The sequence below is a fragment of the Streptomyces iakyrus genome, assembly GCF_000717055.1.
Classification (GTDB): domain Bacteria; phylum Actinomycetota; class Actinomycetes; order Streptomycetales; family Streptomycetaceae; genus Streptomyces; species Streptomyces iakyrus.
Genome location: NZ_JNXI01000014.1, coordinates 1 through 15,959, shown reverse-complemented (window position 1 = coordinate 15,959; position 15,959 = coordinate 1). Strand labels below are relative to the sequence as shown.

The following is a 15,959-nucleotide window of genomic DNA, read 5'->3' as shown; positions in this document are numbered from 1 at the left end:
GCCCCGGTCGGGTCGGGCCGGGTCACATGTGGCGCGGGTGCGGGCCGTCGTCGCGGGAGCGGCGGCGGTCCCAGGGGCGCCGGCTGCCGGGCGAGGGGCCTTCGAGGCCCGCCCGGTACAGCCCGTGGGCGATGCGCCGTCGCGCGGCCGTCTCCAGCGCGTCCCGCAGCGGGCCGTCGCGCAGCACCGCCTCGGGGCCGAGCAGACTCTCGACCGCGGCGAGCGCACCGGCGATGTCGCCGTGATGGAGGCGTTCGCGGACGCCGGGGAGGCAGTCGGGGTGGCGGTGTGCCGCGTCGACGGCCCGCAGACAGGGCAGCGGCGGACCGCCGAAGGCGGCGAGCAGTTCCTCCCGCCGGATCTCGTCCGGGTCGTGGTCGAGGGCGGCCAGCGCGCCGTCGACCAGGCCGATCCGGTGCCGGGCGCCCCGGCACTCCACCACCCGTGGGTCCCCGGCCCGGCGCGGCACGCCGGGGCTGCCGGTCCGTTCGGCCCCCAGCGCCGAAGCGACCAGCGGATGCAGCCGCCCGGCGTCGATCGCCCCGGCCCGCAACAGCTCCAGGTCGGGCAGCACCCAGGTCGCCGCGTCGGGCAGCACGGGGAGCGAGGCGTCGGGGGCGCGGGCGTACGACATCGCCGTCCCGGCACCGTCGTCGGACACCTCCAGCAAGACCCGGTGGCGCGCCCCGAGACGCACGCAGACCTGGCCGCCGGACCGTCGTTCGGCCCGCAGCAGGATCTGCGCCTCGGCCGCCCACCGGTCGACGGCGCACCGCTGTCCCGGGGGCAGCGGCCCGGCGTTTTCCGGGTCCGCACCGCCCTCGCCGGACCGCGCCCGCAGCTCACCGGCCCGGCGCGCGTCCCACAGGTGGCGGTGCAGGTCGAGCCGGAAGCGCCGGCTGGGGCGCGGGTGCGGATGATGCCGGTGGGCCTCCCGCGCCCGGGAGGCGTCCCACAGGGCGAGGCTGATCCGCTGACCGGCGTCCGCCCAGGCCGGGGGCGTCCGCACGACGAGGTGCAGTGCTCCCGGGCCGGTGGTGCCGTAGCGGGCCAGGGTGAGGGTCAGGCCCGGCCGCAGCAGCCCGTCGGGGGCTATCCTCGGCATGTGCCAGCGCAGCAGGTCGGGGGCGAGGTGCCGGAGGTCGGCGCGGAGCCGGGCGGCGAACTCCCCTCCGTGGCGCCGGGCCAGGAGACGCGGCTGGAGGTCGACGTCGATGTTCGCGGCGGCGCAGGCACCCGCCCAGTCACCGGCACGGCGGCGCGCGGTCGCGGTCTCGATCATGGAGGCCGGCACGGCGAACTCGCGCACGCGCGGCCAGAAGGAAAGCGGGAAGTCCCCGTTCGCGAGGTCGGTGAGCATCAGCACTCACCTTGCGCGGACGGGTCCCCCAATCTGTTCACAGAGTGAGTCGTCATCGCCACGGATGCTAACGGCCCCGACTCCCGCGCGCGACAGGTTATTTCGGAGCCCCTGCGGCGGCTTTGCCATCTCTTTACAACCCGCCGCGGCGCCGCCTCGTCTCTCCGCACGATCTGTCACCCCGCCCGACCCCGGGCGGACCGACGAAGGAGTGCGATTCCATGCGCCGAACTGTCCTCAGTGCCTTGGCCCTCGCGGGCACCGCCGTACTGATGGGCACCGGGCCCGCGTTCGCGGACGGGCCCTCTACCCCGAGCCCGGTCCCGGCGTCCGCCGCGCCCACCAGCCAGCCGGAGAAGAGCGCCGAACCGACCCCGGCGCCGGCCACCGACGAACCGACCCGGGCGGCCGAACCGACCCCGGCGCCGGCCACTGACGAACCGACCCGGGCGCCCGCCGAGGGGCAGGTCTCCCGCGTGCCGAGCGGTGCGCCCGACACCGGTGTGGCCGCGTCCCCGGGCTCCGGGAGCGGCGGCACGGCTCTCGGCGCGGGCGCCGCCGCGGTGCTCGCCCTGGGCGGCGGCACGGTCTTCGTCGTACACCGCCGCCGGGCGACCGGGGCATGAACTCGTTCTCCAGGCGCGCTTTCACGGCCGGAGCCCTGGCGTCCCTGCTGACGGCGTGCGCGGGCCGCGGGTCCGACGCGCCGCGGCCGGGCACCACCGCTTCGCCGGTCCCGGCCAGGCGGGCACGGCCCCTGGCCCGTTCGGTCCCGGTGCGGCTGCTGATCCCGTCGATCGGCGTCGACACCCCGGTCCTCCGGCTGGGCCTGGCGGCCGACGGCACGGTGCAGGTGCCGCCGGTCACGGCACACGACCGGGCGGGCTGGTACCGGCACTCGCCGACGCCCGGCGAGAGCGGCCCGTCGGTGCTCCTCGGCCATGTCACGGTCGGCCCGTACGGCGACGGCGTCTTCCGGCACCTCGCCCGGCTGCACCGGGGTGAGCGGATCACGGCGCGCCTGGAGAACGGCACGGCGGCACAGTTCGCCGTCACGGCGGTGCGGACCGTCCCCAAAACCGACTTCCCGGCGGACGACGTCTACGGGAACGTGGACCGCCCGGAGCTGCGGCTGATCACGTGCGGCGGAGCGCGGACCGGCGACGGCTACGCGGACAACGTGATCGTGTTCGCGGCGCTGAGCGGTACGAAGTCCCCCACCCCAGGAGAGCGTTGAAACGGTCCCGCGAGAAGGCAGCGTCCGAGCTGTTCGCCGCCCTCTACCCGCGCCTCGCCGGCTGGTGCCGCCGGCTCGTCGACGACGACGGCACGGCCCACGAGATCGCCTCGGAGGCGTTCACCCGGCTCTGGGCGCGCTGGACGTCCGTGGAGGAGCCGCGCGGCTTCCTCTACGTCACCGCGGCCAACCTGGTCCGGGACCACTGGCGCAAACTGGAGCGCGAGCGCCGGGCCATGCACCGCGTCACCTCGGAGGCCGCGGTGCGCCCCCACCCCGAACAGGCGGACCCGTCGGTGCGGCTGCTCGTGCAGTCCCTGCCGGAACGACTGCGCGTCCCGATCCTCCTCCACTACTACGCTGACATGCCGATCCGGGAGGTGTCCGCACTGACCGGGCGCAAGGAAGGAACCGTCAAGGCCGACCTGCACGCGGCCCGGGAACTGCTCCGCGTCCACCTGAGGAGAAGCCTTGACCACACGCCTTGACGACGACGGCCCGGAGCCCGGCCCCGACGACCCGCTCGCCGTGATCCTGCGCCCTTCCTCCTCCCCCGACTATCTGGGCGCGCCCCCCGGCCAGTTCGAGACGATCCGCCGCCGGGCGACCCGCCGCCGCCTGCTGCGCACCGCGGCCGGGGCGGGCCTGGCTTGCGTCGCGGCCGTCCTCATCAGCATCCCCCTGCGCCACACGGCGCCCGAACGTCCCACGACCCCGACCATCCCGATGGCCCCGCCCGCCACGCGGACGGCGCCGCCCACCCCTTCGGCGTCACCCACCCCGGCACCGTCCCCGTCCGAGTCGTCGCGCCCGTCGTCCCCGGGCACGCGCCGCCCGGCGACCGACGACCCCCGTGCGGCGGGCCCCGGCACGGCCGACAGGGAGGTGACCGGCCCGGCGGAGGCGTCCCGCGCCCCGTCGGCCACCCCCACCTCGGTACGCCCCGTCCCCTCGGCGGCCCGACCGAGCACGGACCGGTCGGCCGACGGCAGCCGCTGACCGGCCCGCGTCAGTCGCCGCGCGCCTGCCGCCGCACCCGCTCCGCCACCTCGCCGCCCTCGGTCTCCCACCAGGGCCGGACCAGTTCGGCGGCCCCCTGCGCGACGGCGGGCGCGAGTTCGCCGTCGAGACGCCGGTCCAGTACGCCCGTCCGGGCCCGCTCGGCCCGCACCCACTGCGCGAGGACCACCAGCAGGAAGGGGAGCGCGACCAGTTCGGAGATGCCCAGCATGGCGCCGCCGCCGAGCTGCTGGTCGTGGTGGACGTCGGGGGACCAGGGCGGTGCGTGGTGCAGGTACCAGGCGCCCGCGATCAGGGTGCCGTGCGTCATGACCACCAGCCCGGGCAGCGCGTCGACGACCCCGTCCAGGAAGACCAGGGCCGCCCGGACCGGGTGGGTGCACCAGGCGGGCAGGGCCTGCTCGCGGGTGAGCACCGGCAGCACGAACAGACAGCCGGCCGCCAGCAGGTGCAGGTACATCAGCTCGTGCAGCCAGCCCACCCGCAGCGCGGTGGCGAAGTACGGCGTGAAATAGACGGCCAGTTCGGTGGCCAGCACCAGGACCGTGCTGACGAGGGGAAACGTCAGCAGCCGCACCGGACGGCCGGTCAGCACCCGCCGCACCCGGCCCGCGCTGCGCTCCGGCAGCGCCTCCACCGCGAGCCGCAGCGGATCCCCCAGGGCGAGGCCCAGCGGAGCGAGCAGATCCAGCCCGACGTTCTGCACGGCGGCCGGCCAGAACAGCTCATGGTCGTAGACGGCCAGGCCGGACATCGTGGCCACGACGATCGCCCCGAGCCCGAGCACCACGAACGCGGCCAGCCGCGCCGCCGGCCAGGCCCCGCCCCGCCGGCGCACCCGGACGACCCCCCAGCCGTAGAGCCCGCCCAGCACGGCGACGAGCAGCAGGGCGGGGACGTCCGGCTGCCACGACCCCAGCAGCCGCCCGACGGTCGCTTCCGGCAGGTACACAGCCGACAGTTCGCTCACGAGCGGACGATAACCCCCGAAGTTCAGGAGGGGGGCGGCAGGGTGGGCCGGTAACCTGTCCGCATGGCTCTGGCATGCAACGCCCTGCCCCACTGCTTCCTCTGACGCCGCGGTGAGGACGGCGACGTGAAGCGCTCACGTCGCCCTCCTCGGCGTTCCCGCCCCCGCTGCCCTTCCCGGCAGCCGTCCGGCGGGCGCCGACGCCCCACCGTCCGCCGCCGCACGCGGCGCACCCCCGCTACTCGGCGGTGCGCCGCGTTCCGAGGAGCACGCATGCCGTCCGACCGACTCCTGTCCGTCCTGACCTGCCCCCAGTGCCCAGCCGGTCTCGAACACACCCGCGGTGCCCTGCGCTGCGCCAACCGGCACACCTTCGACATCGCCCGCCACGGCTACGTCAGCCTGCTGACCGGCCACCGGCGCGCCCCGAGCGCCGACTCCCCCGACATGGTCCGCTGCCGCGCCTCGTTCCTCGGCGCCGGGCACTACGACCCGCTCGCCCGCACCCTCGCGCGACTCGCCGGGGAGCTGGCCCCGCCCGACGCCACCGTCCTGGACGCCGGGACGGGCTCCGGCCACTACCTCGCGGCCGTCCTGGACTCCCTGCCCGGGGCCCTGGGCCTGGGGCTGGACAGCTCCGTGCCCGCCCTGCGCGCGGCGGCCCGCGCGCATGCCCGTGCGGAGGCCGCCTGCTGGGACGTGTGGCAGCCCTGGCCGGTGCGCACCGGCTGCGCCGACCTCGTCCTCAACGTCTTCGCACCCCGCAACGGGCCCGAGTTCGCCCGCGTCCTCGGCCCGGACGGCGCGCTGCTCGTCGTCACCCCCACCGCCCGGCACCTGCGGGAACTGCGCGGTCCGGTCGGGCTGCTGGGGGTCGACCCGAGGAAGGAGGAGCGTCTGCGCCGGGCCCTGGACGCCCGTTTCCGGCTCGATCGCACCGAGCCGCTGGAGTACGCGATGAGGCTCACGGCCGAGGACATCACCCGCCTGGTGGGCATGAGCCCGACCGCGCGTCACCTCACCGCCGCGGAACTGCGTGACCGCACCGGGCGGTTGGGGACGCCGGTGCCGGTCACGGCCTCCTTCGCGGTGTCGGTGCACCGGCCGCGGCGGACCGGTCAGTAGTCCCGGCCGGCGATGTGCTGCTGCTGTGCCGTCGTGAGCGTGTGGACCATGAGGGCGGCGGCACCGGCCGCGGCGACGATCACCAGGTCGGCGGCGAGCAGGGGCAGGACGCCGCTGTAGGCGCGGGCGATGACCTCGTCCGTGTCGTCCGAGTAGATGATCCCCACGCCGCCGGCCAGGCCGGCCAGCCACAGGCCCCACCACCAGTTCACGACGGCCGGCAGCCGCCGCTCGGGGAAGACCGAGCGGTGGACGTCCGCGACGATGCCCCGGGGTATCCACAGGTTCACGACGGGCACGATCCAGCCCACCCAGATCCAGGGGTAGCCGTAGCGCGGGTCCGTGCCCGAGAGGGCCTTGGCGTTGTCCCTCATCCGGTCCAGCCAGAGCAGGAACACGATCACGCAGACGGCCGTGACGGCGCTGCCCACGGAGGCGACCAGGTGGTAGGAGTCCTCCAGGCTGTTCAGGGGCCGGTGCACGCCGCCGCCCTGGTCGGGCGGGCCGGACGCCGGCTGTCCCGCCGTGGCGAGCCGGACGTGCCAGACCGCCCGGGCCACCCAGGCGGCTCCGGCGAGGGCGAGGGCCGCGACGGCGCAGCGGGCCGCTCCCCGGACGGGGCGCAGGGCGGGAGAGAGAGGCGGCGGTGCGGACTTCTGTTCGATCACGCGGTCATCCTGCCGTACGCAGCTCCGATGCCCGGCCCTCCCCGTCGAAGCGCACCTCCAGGACGTGGTCGACGGCGTCCCGGTCGAGGGGGCCGAACACGTGCGGGAACAGGACGTCCCCGGCGACCCCGGGCGGCGGGGCCGGGGCCGCCGCCTCCCACTCCACCCTGGCGGCGAGCCGCGCCTCGTCCAGGGCGAGCACCAGCAGGGGCCGGGGCGCGTCCCGGTAGAAGGCGTTGACGACGGCCAGCGTGGTCGCCTGGTCCGGGGAGCAGTGCACGAACCCCTCCTCGGCGAGGGAGTCGGGCGCGTAGGTCCGGCCGGTGGCGCCGGCCCAGACGGTGCTCGGTACGACGTGATAGATCATGGCCCCGTTATAGACGGCGACGGGATCCCCGGGAGCCGCAGGGCGGCGATGGTCCGCCGGGTGGCCTCGGCGATCAGGGCGTCCGAGGGTTCGGCGTCGCGGCCGGGCCGGTCGGTCATGACGGCCAGGACGAGCGGCTCGGTGCGGGGCGGGTGGACGACGGCGATGTCGTTGGCCCTGCCGTAGTCGCCCGTGCCGGTCTTGTCGGCCACCTTCCAGTCACCGGGGAGTCCGGCCCGGATGCGACGGGCTCCGACGGCGGTGGCGTTGCGCGAGAGCCAGTCCATGAGGAGCCGGCGTTCCCGGGCGGGCAGGGCGGTCCCGAGGAGGAGCCTGCGGAAGTCGGCGGCGATCGCCTGCGGGGTGGTGGTGTCTGCGGGGTCGCCGGGCGGTACGTCGTGCAGTTCGGGCTCGTAGTGGTCCATGCGGCTGATCTCGTCGCCGAGGCTTCGCACGTAGGCGGTGAGCTTCGGCGGGCCGCCGATGTCGCGCATCAGGAGGTTGCCGGCCGTGCCGTCGCTGAAACGGACGGCGGCGTCGCAGAGTTCACGGAGGGTCATCCCGGTCGCGACGTGCCGGCCGGTGACCGGAGAGGTGGAGCGCAGGTCGGCCTCGGTGTAGGTGACACGCCGGTCCAGGCCGCTGACGGTGCGGTGGTGCAGGACCGCCGCGGCGGCCAGGGCCTTGAACGTCGAGCAGAACGCGAAGCGTTCGCCGGCCCGGTGGACGACCGTGGCACCGGTGCCGGTCGCGAGGGCGTAGACGCCGACGCGGGCACCGTACTCACGCTCCAGGTCCGTCAGCCTGGGACGGTGGACCGGCGCTCGCCGCGACGGCGCGCCGGTGGGGCTGGGGGTGCGGTCCGGACCGCCGGCGGGGCGGTCGTCCGTGCCACACGCGGCGAGCGGCAGCACGGCCGCGGCGGCCAGAAAGGCCCGGCGGGCCGGGTCGGTCCGATCGGCGGTCATACGACGGTCTCCTTCACGGCGGACCTGGGCGCGAGTCTCGGTACTGCCCTGGCGCAACGAGGAGTGCCGCCGCAGGCGAACCCAGGCGCAAGCCCCGGAGCCGCCGCAGGCGCAACCGCGGCGAGCGGCCCCCGGGACGACCGGCCCGGCGGAGCCGCCGCAGGCCGACCTGGGAGCACGCCTCGGTGCCGCCCCCGGCGCAACCGCGGAGTACCGCCCCGTGCGGACTCGCCCGGGACAGCGGCGAACAGCCCCCGGACGACCCGCCGGGCGGAGCCGCCGCGTGCGGTGGTCCGTCCGGTCGTGGACGACCTGCTCGCTCCCTGAGCGGCAGAGGCCCGGCTCACCCGGTCAGAGCTGGAACTCGGCCGGGGACACCCCTAGCGCCGCGCAGGCCTCGCGCAGGACCGCCGCCTCGGCCTGCGAGAAGTGGCCGTCCGCACCGGCGATGACCATGCCGGTCTGGATCACGGCCCTGGCCTCGGTGGGCTTCTTGGCGGCCTTGGCGATCTCCTGCATCGCCTCGGTCTTGCCGTACTGGAAGTTGGCCGTCAGCTGGTCCACATGCTTGTTGAACCGCGTGCGCAGCTGCTCCGGCGGGAAATTCTGCAGCACGTCGTTGCTGAGGATCATCGACTCGACCTGCTGGCGCTCGGCCGGATCCACCTGCCCGTCGGCCGCCGCGACCAGGGCGCACATCGCCATGCTCGCGTCCCGGTAGGCACCGCTCTTCAGCTCGTTCTTCAGCGACCCGAGCTGCGTCTTCAGCAGGCCGACCAGCTGGGCCTTGCTGCCACCGCCGGACCTCGCCCCGCCGCTGTGCCCGCCGGTCGTCGCACCCCGGCCGGCCTGGTTCTGCTGGAGAGCCTTGGCCTGGTCCTTGAGCCGGTCCCACACTGCCATTGACGTCACCTCGGTACTAGTCGGCATCACCTGGCGCACCCGCTCACGCGCGCACACCCCTCCAACGCCCGACCCACGGGCAAAGGTTCCGCAAAACGAAACGGAGACCGCCCGCCCCCGAACCCGGGGCCGGGCAGTCTCCGTGGCCGGGCGTCAGGCGTTGTCGCGCGACCGGAGCCTCAGACGCGGGGCGAAGCGGAACGCGGCGAAGCCCACCGCGGCCAGGCCCGCGGCCGCCGCGAGGAGCAGGCCGATGCCGCCCGCGCCGGTGGAGGCGAGGCTGCCACCGTCGAGGTCGGTCGACGTGCCGCCCGTGGTCGAGGTGCCGTCACCGCCGGTCGTGCCGGAGGTGGAGTCGCTCGGCGACGGGCTCGGCTCGGCGGACGGGCTCGGGTCGGCCGTGGGGCTCGGGGACGGGGAGCCGGACCCGTCGCCCGGGCCGGGCTCCTCCGAGCCGTCGCCCTCGACGACCTCGACCGCGAACTGGGTCATGGCGTCACCGACCGAGGCGGCCACGGTGTAGGTGCCCTTGCCCTCACCGGCGGTCAGGGCCGGGGCCGTCGCCTCGCCCGACGCGTCGGTCTTCACGCGGACCACCCGGTCCTCGCCCTCGAAGCGGGGAGCGTCCTCGGAGGTGTCCTCGACACGGAACTCCACCTCGGTGCCGGCCGGTGCCGTAGCGCCCGACTTGACCACCCGGGCGACCAGCGCGTCGGCGAAGTCCTGCCCCTGCTCCGCCTTCTGCTTGTCGCCCTCGGCGGCGCTCACGACGTACGGGGACTCCTTGACCCGCACGGTGAAGGCCGTCGACGCGCCCAGGGTCTTCGCCCGGACGGTGAACGAGCCCTCCTTGCGGCTGCCCAGGCCGATCCACGGGGACGGGGCACGGCCCCGCGCGTCGGTCGCCACGACCGTCTTGTCGTCGTCGGGGCCGCCGGTCAGGTAGAAGAGCGGCTTCAGATCGTCCGGGTCCTCGATGGTGTACGTCACGGACGCGTCCGCGACCGGCTTGCCGTCCTTGCCCTGGGCCACCACGGCCAGCGGCTTGACGTCGGTGCCCGGCTGGGTCGTCACGTCGGTGCCGGTGACCTGGGCCAGCCGGTCGACGGGCAGGCCCCGCCATTGCAGGACGATCCGGCCGGGGCCACCGGGCGCGTTGGCGCCGCCCTCGGCCACGCCGGAGTTGACCGGGTCGCCGGAGGGGGCCCAGAACGGGTCGTTCTTCTCCGGTGCCTTGTTGCCGCTGCCGACGACGAGCCGGGCGTCGTCCACCCGGGCCGGTTCGGCGTAGCTGGAGCCGCCGCCACCGCTGCCGGTGGTGGGGTCGTTGCCGGTGGACGAGCCGGTCTCGGCACCCGTGCCGCCGCCACCGCCCGCGTAGCCGGCACCGCCGCCGCCACCGCCGTAGCGGCCCGCCCCGCCGGCCCCGCCGGCACCGCCCTTGGCGTGGTCCGCGCCCGCGGCGCCGTTGCCGGTGCCCGCACCGCCCTGCGCGCCGGTGGCGCCCTTGCCGCCCCGCCCCTTCTCCAAGGCGTCCTGGCCGGACTCGCCACCGGCGGCGCCCGCCTGGCCGTGGGCGATGTCGCCGCCCCCGCCGCCACCGCCGCCGGCGACGACCAGCGGCGAGCCGCCGCTGGTGCGGATGGCGCTGCTGTTGCCGCCGCGGTCGGCGAGGTTGCTGCCGCCCTTGCCGCCGCGGGCGTCACCGGCGTTCGGCCCGGCGACGGCGATGCTCAGCGCCTCTCCTGGGCTGACCTTCAGGGTGCCTCCGACGAAGCCGCCCGCGCCGCCGCTCGTCATGGAGTTGCCGCCGCCGCCCTCTCCCCAGGCCCGGACGTCCAGGCCCGTCACGCCGGACGGCACCGTGAACTCCTGCTGGGCCGTCGTCGGATCGAACAGCCGGCAGCCGGAGAAGCCCTCCGTCGGTGTGCACGCCTTCCCGGCGAGCGCCGCACTGCCGGCGGCCGTCGCGGCCGGCACAGCCGTCAGGGCGGTGCCGGCGGACAGGGCCACGAAGGCCAGCACCGCGGCGCCGCGCCGGAATCCGGCGCGGCGGGGCACGGCGGAACCGTGATGCATCAAGGAGACTCCCCAACTCGTCACAAGCTCCCCCCCAGGGAGCCATGAAGTGCTCGATAAGAATCGAACATGACTAGTGGGACAGCTGATCAAACCTGAGGCTCTTGGTCAACCGAGAAGGGTTGATTCCGGACGCGGGGGCATCCGGACAGAGCGCGCGGACGACATACCTGGCGACGGCATCGTCGATCGGGTGCTGCTTCGGGCGGCCGTCCTCGTCGAGCTCCTGGTACTTCATCAGGTTCTGCGCGAGAGCCACCTGGCGCTTGCCGTCCCGGCTGGACAGCGCGATCGTGCCGGCTCCGAACACCGCCCCGTCGTGGCCCCAGAAGCGGCCGCAGCCCCGCAGTTCGAGGGCGTAGATGCCGAGGCCGTAGTCCAGGCCGGAGACGGGGACCGTGCGCGTCATCTCGTCGACGGAGGCCTTGCCGACCAGCTTACCGCCGAGCAGGGCGCGGTAGAAGCGGTTCAGGTCGTCGGTGGTGGAGACGACCGAGCCCGCGGTGGACGCCCACGACATGTCGTAGACGCTGAAGTCGCGGGGCGGGTCGAGGACTCCGAACCAGGACTCGTACATCCGCGGGTGCGGGCCCTTGATGTACGGGGTGCGCGGCAGGGACGTGTGGCGCAGCCCGGCCCGGTCGATGACGTGGCGGGTGAGGTAGGCGCCGGCCTTCTGGCCGGTGACCTTCTCCAGCAGCAGACCGGCGATGACGTAGTTGGTGTTGGAGTACGAGCCGGGCACCGCGCCGGGGCGTCCCGTGGCGGGGGCGGCGAGGCCCATCCGGACGAGTTCCGCGGGGCGTATGGAGCGGAAGCGTTCCTCTTCGAGGCTGTCCGTCGAGCCCTTGGCGAGGGAGGGGAAGGCGCTCAGGATGTAGTCGCCGATGCCGCTGGTGTGGTTGAGGAGCATGCGGACGGTGATCTGCCGACCGCGCTCCCCGGGTATCAGGTCCGGGAGGTAGTCGCCGACGGGCGCGTCGAGACGGATCCGGCCGCGTTCCACCTGCTGCATGATGCCGACGGCGGTGAAGGTCTTGCTGATGCTGCCCACCCGCTGGCGCATGTCCGGTGTGACGGGCCGTCCGGTGGCCACGTCGGCCACCCCCGAGGCGCCGGTCCACCTCTCGCCGCCGTCCCGGACGGACGAGAAGACGCCGTACATGCCCGCCTCGTGGACGGCGTCCAGCGAGTCGCGCAGCGCGGGTCCGTCCAGGGACACGGCGTCCCGGGGAGCGGCGGGTCCGGCCTGCGCGGGCGCGGTCAGGACGGCGGTGGTGGTCAGCAAGGTGGTGCCCAGGACGGTTCCGAGGAGCCGTGCGATGCGCAACTGCTTGTCCCTTCCGTGGTGTTCGAGTGCGTCGCTTTTCGACCGCGTGTGTTCGAACAGGTCGGGATCATCGTCTTGGGCGGCGGACGATCCTTACATCCTTCGGAGGGATGATCGAAAACCGGCCGACGACCGCTGACGGCCCGTCACACCGCTTACGGGTCCGCCGTGATGCGCAGCGCCTCCACCAGCTCCCGGTACAGCGCGTCCGTCGCGAGCTGCTCCGCATGGCCGCCACGGGCGCGGACCCGGCCCGCCTCCATCACCACGATGGTGTCCGCGTCGATCACGGTCGACAGCCGGTGGGCGATGGTGACGACCGCGCCGGTCGCCGCGCGGGCGCGTACGCAGGTCTGCACGGCGGCCTCGGTCAGCCCGTCGAGCTGGGCCGTCGCCTCGTCCAGGAGCAGGACGTCCGGGGTGCGCAGCAGGGCCCGGGCCAGGGCGATGCGCTGCCGCTCACCGCCGGAGACCGCCGCGCCGGACAGGGGTGCGTCGAGGCCCTCCTCCGAAGCGTCGGCCTTCTCGGCCAGCCGCACCTCGCGCAGAACGCGCCGCAGTTCCCCGTCAGTCACGCCGGGGCGGGCCAGCAGCAGGTTGTCGCGGATCGTCCCGGGCACCACCGGGGTGTCCTGCTCGACGTAGGCCAGGCGCGAGCGGATCTCACACCCTGCGCAAGGCGATCGCGCCCTAGGCGTGCTGGTGGTCGGGGGCGGGAAGACCGGGCCCGGCTCCCGAGCGGCACACGCGGGGACGCGACGGCCGGACCCGGCCTTCCTCTGGCCGTAATCTGCCACCCACACCACCGCCCCGCCTCCGGGGCGGGCCCGAACGGGGAGGGACGAGGGCCTCCCGCCCGGTAGGAGTGGTTCGGTGGGGAGGGGGCCCGTGGGGTCTGTGATGATGTGCGCATGTCGATGCTAGCCACCGTCGCGGTCCTGGCCCTCGCCGCGCTCCACGCCTACATCCTGGTGCTGGAGATGTTCCTGTGGACCTCGCCGCGGGCCCGGGCCGCCTTCGGTACCAGTGCGGAGTTCGCCGCCTCGACGAAGGCCCTGGCGGCCAACCAGGGGCTCTACAACGGATTCCTCGCGGCCGGCCTGGTGTGGGGCGCGGTGGCGTCCGACCCGGTGGGCTTCCAGGTGTCGGTCTTCTTCCTGGTGTGCGTGGCGGTCGCGGGGGTCTACGGCGCCGCGACGGCGAGCAGGAAGATCCTCTTCGTCCAGACCGTCCCGGCGCTGGCCGCCCTGGCCCTGGTGCTGCTCGCGCGCTGAGTCAGACGTCCTGCGTGACGGCCCGTTCCATGACCCGGCGGGCCTCCGCCTCGCCGGTGGCGGGCGGCACCACCAGCAGGTCCCAGCGCCCCCGGCCGGGGGCGAGCAGGCACACGGTGTGCGGGGCGGTCGGGGAGTCCGTGCGCCCCACGTGCACCGCCTGGCCCGCTACATCCATCCGCTCCGGGCACTCCGGCCAGGTGTCCCCGTTGACCAGGACGCTGCTGATCCGGCCCCAGGCAGCCGGCAGCCCGCCGAGCAGCCCGGGCAGTTCGGCGGCCAGGTCGTACGAGCGGGGCCACCACGCCCCGTCGATGCGGCGGGCCGTGCGGTCCTGGCGTGCCTGGTCCGCGATCCGTAGCCGGACCTCGGACGGGGCGGGGACGGGCGGCGGGGGCGAAGAGGCGGACGTCATCGAGGGGCTCCTGCTGCGGAGGGGCGGCGAGACCGGTTCGGCCACCGGTTGCGACATACCCTCGGCATATCCACCGTACGCCGTGGGACGGTACGGAGGCCGGGGCCGCCCGTACCGCCCACCGCTCGGTCACAGGCCGTAGCGGCTCTTCAGATGGCGCCGGAAGTCGCGCAGCATCCACGGGTCGAACTCGGTGATCTGCGCGGCGCTGCCCGCCTTCATCAGGAAGCCGCACTGGCCGGTCGGCGACCAGTCGTAGAAGTCGTCGAGGCGAAGGTGTGCCGCACCTCGTGCAGGTAGATGTGAATGTTGCCCGAGGGGCATTCCGGGCGCTTTATCGCATTCCGTCGGTGATACTTGGGGCATGAATACGGCAACGTATGCAGAACTGGCGGCCTCGTCAGATCACGCGGTCGCCGTGACCATCGCCTTCGTCGGCGGGCTGATCGTGGCCTGCGCGCTCATCTGGGCCGTGCGGGTCGGGATGCGGGTCATGGACAAGGACACCCATCACCCCGCCCCGGAGGAGCAGCCGCACCTGCCGGACACCGGTCCGGTCCGCGAGATGCGGGAGATGCGGGAGCCCGACGACGTGCCGGTCGTGGCGCGCGACGGTCAGCGGCTCATGCCGCACGAGCTCCACCGTGCGAGCACCAGGACCGGAAAGGACCAGAAACCGCGCCGCTGGTCGCCCGGATCCAGTGGATCCTTCGGCGGCGGCGGACTCGGCCGCACATGAGGCCGTAGGGCCGGGGCCGGCAGGGCCGGCAGACCCCAGGGAGGCGACATGGCTGCCCGCCACCGGACGCGCTGGGCGACGGGAGGGGCGGCCACGGCGCTGGCCCTGTCCGCGGTGCTCGCCGGTTGCGGCTCTGACGACAGCCCCGCGGACGTCGCGAGCAAGGCGGAGTCCGCCGTGGGGTCGATCGCCTCGGAGGCCGCCGAGGCGGTGGAGTCCGCCTCGGCCGAGGCCGGCCGGCGGCTCGACGACATCCAGGACGGCGCCGACGTCAAGGGCGACGTGACGGCCGGGAAGCCCGTCACCGGCTCCGACGGCCGGGTCCGCACGGACGTCACCGTCCGCAACACCGACGACTCGTCCCGGTCCTTCGCCGTCCAGATCGACTTCCGGGACGCCGGGGGGCAGTTGACCGACACGGTCATCGTGACGGTGGACCACGTGCAGGCCGGCCAGTCCGCCACGGCCACCGCCCGCAGCACCCACGACCTGTCCGGTGAGGTCCGGACCGAGGTGGCCCGGGCGGTCCGCTACTGAGCCCCGTCGTCCGGGACGACCGAGATGTCCACCTGCTCACTCATCGCGCTCACGCCGTTCAGCGTGGCGACCGCCTGGAGCCGGTTGGCACCCGCCGGGAGGCCGTCCCCCGGAGTGCAGGCCCAGGTGCCGTCGGGAGCGGCGGTGGTCGCGCAGGCCTCCCGGTCGTCCTTGTCCCGGACGGTGACCTGGGCTCCCGGGTGTGCGGTGCCGGAGATCTCCGGCCGGGCGGCCAGCGGTACGCCCGACAGCGGGCTGGTCAGGGTCGGGCCGGCCAGGCCCACGGTCACGGCACACCGGCCGACGGCCCGCGGGACGCCCCGGCCGTCGGTGAGCCGCAGGGCGCAGTCCCGCAGCAGGGTGCCCGGAACGGCGTGCGCGGCGACGGCCAGCACGAACGGGAACACCCGGTCCTGCCGGGCCGCGCCGCCGGTGACGGTGTACGTCGCGCTGCGCCCGTCGGCGGCGACCGAGCCGCGGTAGCCGGACGCGTCGAGGGGCGTGCCGGTCACCCGTGCGCCCCGGGGCGCGGTCAGTGTCAGCGTCGCGCCCGCGGCCGTCTCCGGGACGCCCGCGACCTCGACGATGCCCTCCCGTCCGGGTGCGATGGTCGCGGCTCCCCACAGACCGCCGCCCCGGGCCGCCGCGGACTCACCCGGAACCGCGAGCGCCCCCACGACCAGGGCCCCCGCCACGGCTGCTGTCCTGCTGTACCTGTTCATGGCGGTCGGAACTCCCTGTCCGGACACGGTCGGCAGAACAATCCTCCCGACCATCCCCACCCCCGGCACCCCGGACTACGCCACACGAGCCCCCGCGCCCCCGCCCGCCCCCGGGGGGGCGGGGGAAACGGCGCAAAAAGCCACAACCCCGCCGCAGCCACACGCGACACGGCGAAGCACCCCTCAAGGGGCACGGGGAACTGCACGCCCGGCCACAACCCCGCCGCACCCGCACGACACCCCGG

At 74.8% G+C, this 15,959-nt stretch carries 19 protein-coding genes and 1 pseudogene; 8 read left to right on the top strand and 12 right to left on the bottom strand.

All coding sequences use genetic code 11. The features are described 5' to 3' along the window. Positions 1–22 precede the first annotated feature (22 nt). Complete coding sequence (locus OO68_RS21345) at positions 23–1,360, bottom strand: hypothetical protein (RefSeq protein WP_033310025.1); 1,338 nt, start codon at positions 1,358–1,360, stop codon at positions 23–25. Between the two features lie 221 nt (positions 1,361–1,581). Here OO68_RS21345 and OO68_RS21340 point away from each other — a divergent pair, with 221 nt between their 5' ends. The 4 genes from OO68_RS21340 to OO68_RS21325 are packed head-to-tail and all read left to right on the top strand — an operon-like array spanning position 1,582 to position 3,596. After that, positions 1,582–1,986 carry a hypothetical protein gene (locus OO68_RS21340; RefSeq protein WP_033310024.1) on the top strand — a complete coding sequence of 135 codons (405 nt, stop codon included), beginning with the start codon at positions 1,582–1,584 and terminating at the stop codon, positions 1,984–1,986. Continuing rightward, positions 1,983–2,597, top strand: coding sequence for a class F sortase (locus tag OO68_RS21335; RefSeq protein ID WP_033310023.1), 615 nt, complete (start codon positions 1,983–1,985; stop codon positions 2,595–2,597). Before OO68_RS21340 ends, OO68_RS21335 begins: the two co-directional genes overlap by 4 nt. Then, complete coding sequence (locus OO68_RS21330) at positions 2,594–3,085, top strand: RNA polymerase sigma factor (RefSeq protein WP_031113208.1); 492 nt, start codon at positions 2,594–2,596, stop codon at positions 3,083–3,085. Before OO68_RS21335 ends, OO68_RS21330 begins: the two co-directional genes overlap by 4 nt. Beyond that, on the top strand, positions 3,069–3,596 hold the full coding sequence (locus OO68_RS21325) for a hypothetical protein (RefSeq protein ID WP_033310022.1): 528 nt from the start codon (positions 3,069–3,071) through the stop codon (positions 3,594–3,596). Before OO68_RS21330 ends, OO68_RS21325 begins: the two co-directional genes overlap by 17 nt. A 10-nt stretch (positions 3,597–3,606) precedes the next feature. Here the strand turns inward: OO68_RS21325 and OO68_RS21320 are convergent, their stop codons facing one another. Further along, positions 3,607–4,578 carry a cytochrome c oxidase assembly protein gene (locus OO68_RS21320; RefSeq protein ID WP_051814771.1) on the bottom strand — a complete coding sequence of 324 codons (972 nt, stop codon included), beginning with the start codon at positions 4,576–4,578 and terminating at the stop codon, positions 3,607–3,609. 282 nt (positions 4,579–4,860) lie between these two features. Between OO68_RS21320 and OO68_RS21315 the strand changes: the two genes are divergently transcribed. Next, entirely contained in the window at positions 4,861–5,712 is an 852-nt protein-coding gene (locus OO68_RS21315; protein ID WP_033310020.1) for a putative RNA methyltransferase, read from the top strand. On the opposite strand, the gene OO68_RS21310 is transcribed toward OO68_RS21315, so the two are convergent. The 7 genes from OO68_RS21310 to OO68_RS21280 all read right to left on the bottom strand — a co-directional run bounded on the left by OO68_RS21310 (position 5,706) and on the right by OO68_RS21280 (position 12,824). Then, complete coding sequence (locus tag OO68_RS21310; protein ID WP_106974390.1) at positions 5,706–6,377, bottom strand: DUF4328 domain-containing protein; 672 nt, start codon at positions 6,375–6,377, stop codon at positions 5,706–5,708. The two genes, OO68_RS21315 and OO68_RS21310, sit on opposite strands and share 7 nt — an antisense overlap. 7 nt (positions 6,378–6,384) lie before the next feature. Next, positions 6,385–6,747 (bottom strand): DUF952 domain-containing protein, encoded by a 363-nt coding sequence (locus OO68_RS21305; RefSeq protein ID WP_033310019.1) that lies wholly within the window; start codon positions 6,745–6,747, stop codon positions 6,385–6,387. After that, positions 6,744–7,715 carry a class A beta-lactamase gene (gene bla / locus OO68_RS21300; RefSeq protein ID WP_033310018.1) on the bottom strand — a complete coding sequence of 324 codons (972 nt, stop codon included), beginning with the start codon at positions 7,713–7,715 and terminating at the stop codon, positions 6,744–6,746. Before bla ends, OO68_RS21305 begins: the two co-directional genes overlap by 4 nt. A 351-nt stretch (positions 7,716–8,066) precedes the next feature. Then, on the bottom strand, positions 8,067–8,618 hold the full coding sequence (locus tag OO68_RS21295) for a tellurite resistance TerB family protein (protein WP_033310017.1): 552 nt from the start codon (positions 8,616–8,618) through the stop codon (positions 8,067–8,069). A 153-nt stretch (positions 8,619–8,771) separates the two neighbouring features. Continuing rightward, positions 8,772–10,697, bottom strand: coding sequence for a hypothetical protein (locus OO68_RS47175; protein WP_051814746.1), 1,926 nt, complete (start codon positions 10,695–10,697; stop codon positions 8,772–8,774). Positions 10,698–10,770: 73 nt separating this feature from the next. Then, positions 10,771–12,027: a serine hydrolase domain-containing protein gene (locus tag OO68_RS21285; protein ID WP_033310016.1), complete on the bottom strand. Its 1,257-nt coding sequence runs from the start codon at positions 12,025–12,027 to the stop codon at positions 10,771–10,773. Between the two features lie 155 nt (positions 12,028–12,182). Further along, positions 12,183–12,824 carry an ATP-binding cassette domain-containing protein gene (locus tag OO68_RS21280; protein ID WP_280922519.1) on the bottom strand — a complete coding sequence of 214 codons (642 nt, stop codon included), beginning with the start codon at positions 12,822–12,824 and terminating at the stop codon, positions 12,183–12,185. A gap of 114 nt (positions 12,825–12,938) precedes the next feature. Here OO68_RS21280 and OO68_RS21275 point away from each other — a divergent pair, with 114 nt between their 5' ends. Then, on the top strand, positions 12,939–13,301 hold the full coding sequence (locus tag OO68_RS21275; RefSeq protein ID WP_033310014.1) for a DUF1304 domain-containing protein: 363 nt from the start codon (positions 12,939–12,941) through the stop codon (positions 13,299–13,301). A 1-nt stretch (position 13,302) separates the two neighbouring features. Here OO68_RS21275 and OO68_RS21270 read toward each other — a convergent pair whose 3' ends face one another. Together OO68_RS21270 and OO68_RS44230 are read right to left on the bottom strand one after the other, a co-directional pair. Next, complete coding sequence (locus OO68_RS21270; protein ID WP_033310013.1) at positions 13,303–13,716, bottom strand: DUF5994 family protein; 414 nt, start codon at positions 13,714–13,716, stop codon at positions 13,303–13,305. Positions 13,717–13,845: 129 nt separating this feature from the next. Continuing rightward, a pseudogene (locus OO68_RS44230) lies at positions 13,846–14,027 on the bottom strand (hypothetical protein); the annotation flags it as partial. A 53-nt stretch (positions 14,028–14,080) separates the two neighbouring features. On the opposite strand from OO68_RS44230, the gene OO68_RS21265 reads away from it, so the two are divergent. Both OO68_RS21265 and OO68_RS21260 read left to right on the top strand, forming a co-directional pair. After that, entirely contained in the window at positions 14,081–14,455 is a 375-nt protein-coding gene (locus OO68_RS21265) for a DUF6479 family protein (protein ID WP_033310012.1), read from the top strand. A 48-nt stretch (positions 14,456–14,503) separates the two neighbouring features. After that, a complete protein-coding gene (locus OO68_RS21260) occupies positions 14,504–14,992 on the top strand; it encodes a hypothetical protein (RefSeq protein ID WP_033310011.1) in 489 nt (162 codons plus the stop codon). On the opposite strand, the gene OO68_RS21255 is transcribed toward OO68_RS21260, so the two are convergent. Further along, positions 14,986–15,714, bottom strand: a complete 729-nt coding sequence (locus tag OO68_RS21255; RefSeq protein ID WP_033310010.1) for an Ig-like domain-containing protein — start codon at positions 15,712–15,714, stop codon at positions 14,986–14,988. The two genes, OO68_RS21260 and OO68_RS21255, sit on opposite strands and share 7 nt — an antisense overlap. Positions 15,715–15,959 lie beyond the last annotated feature (245 nt).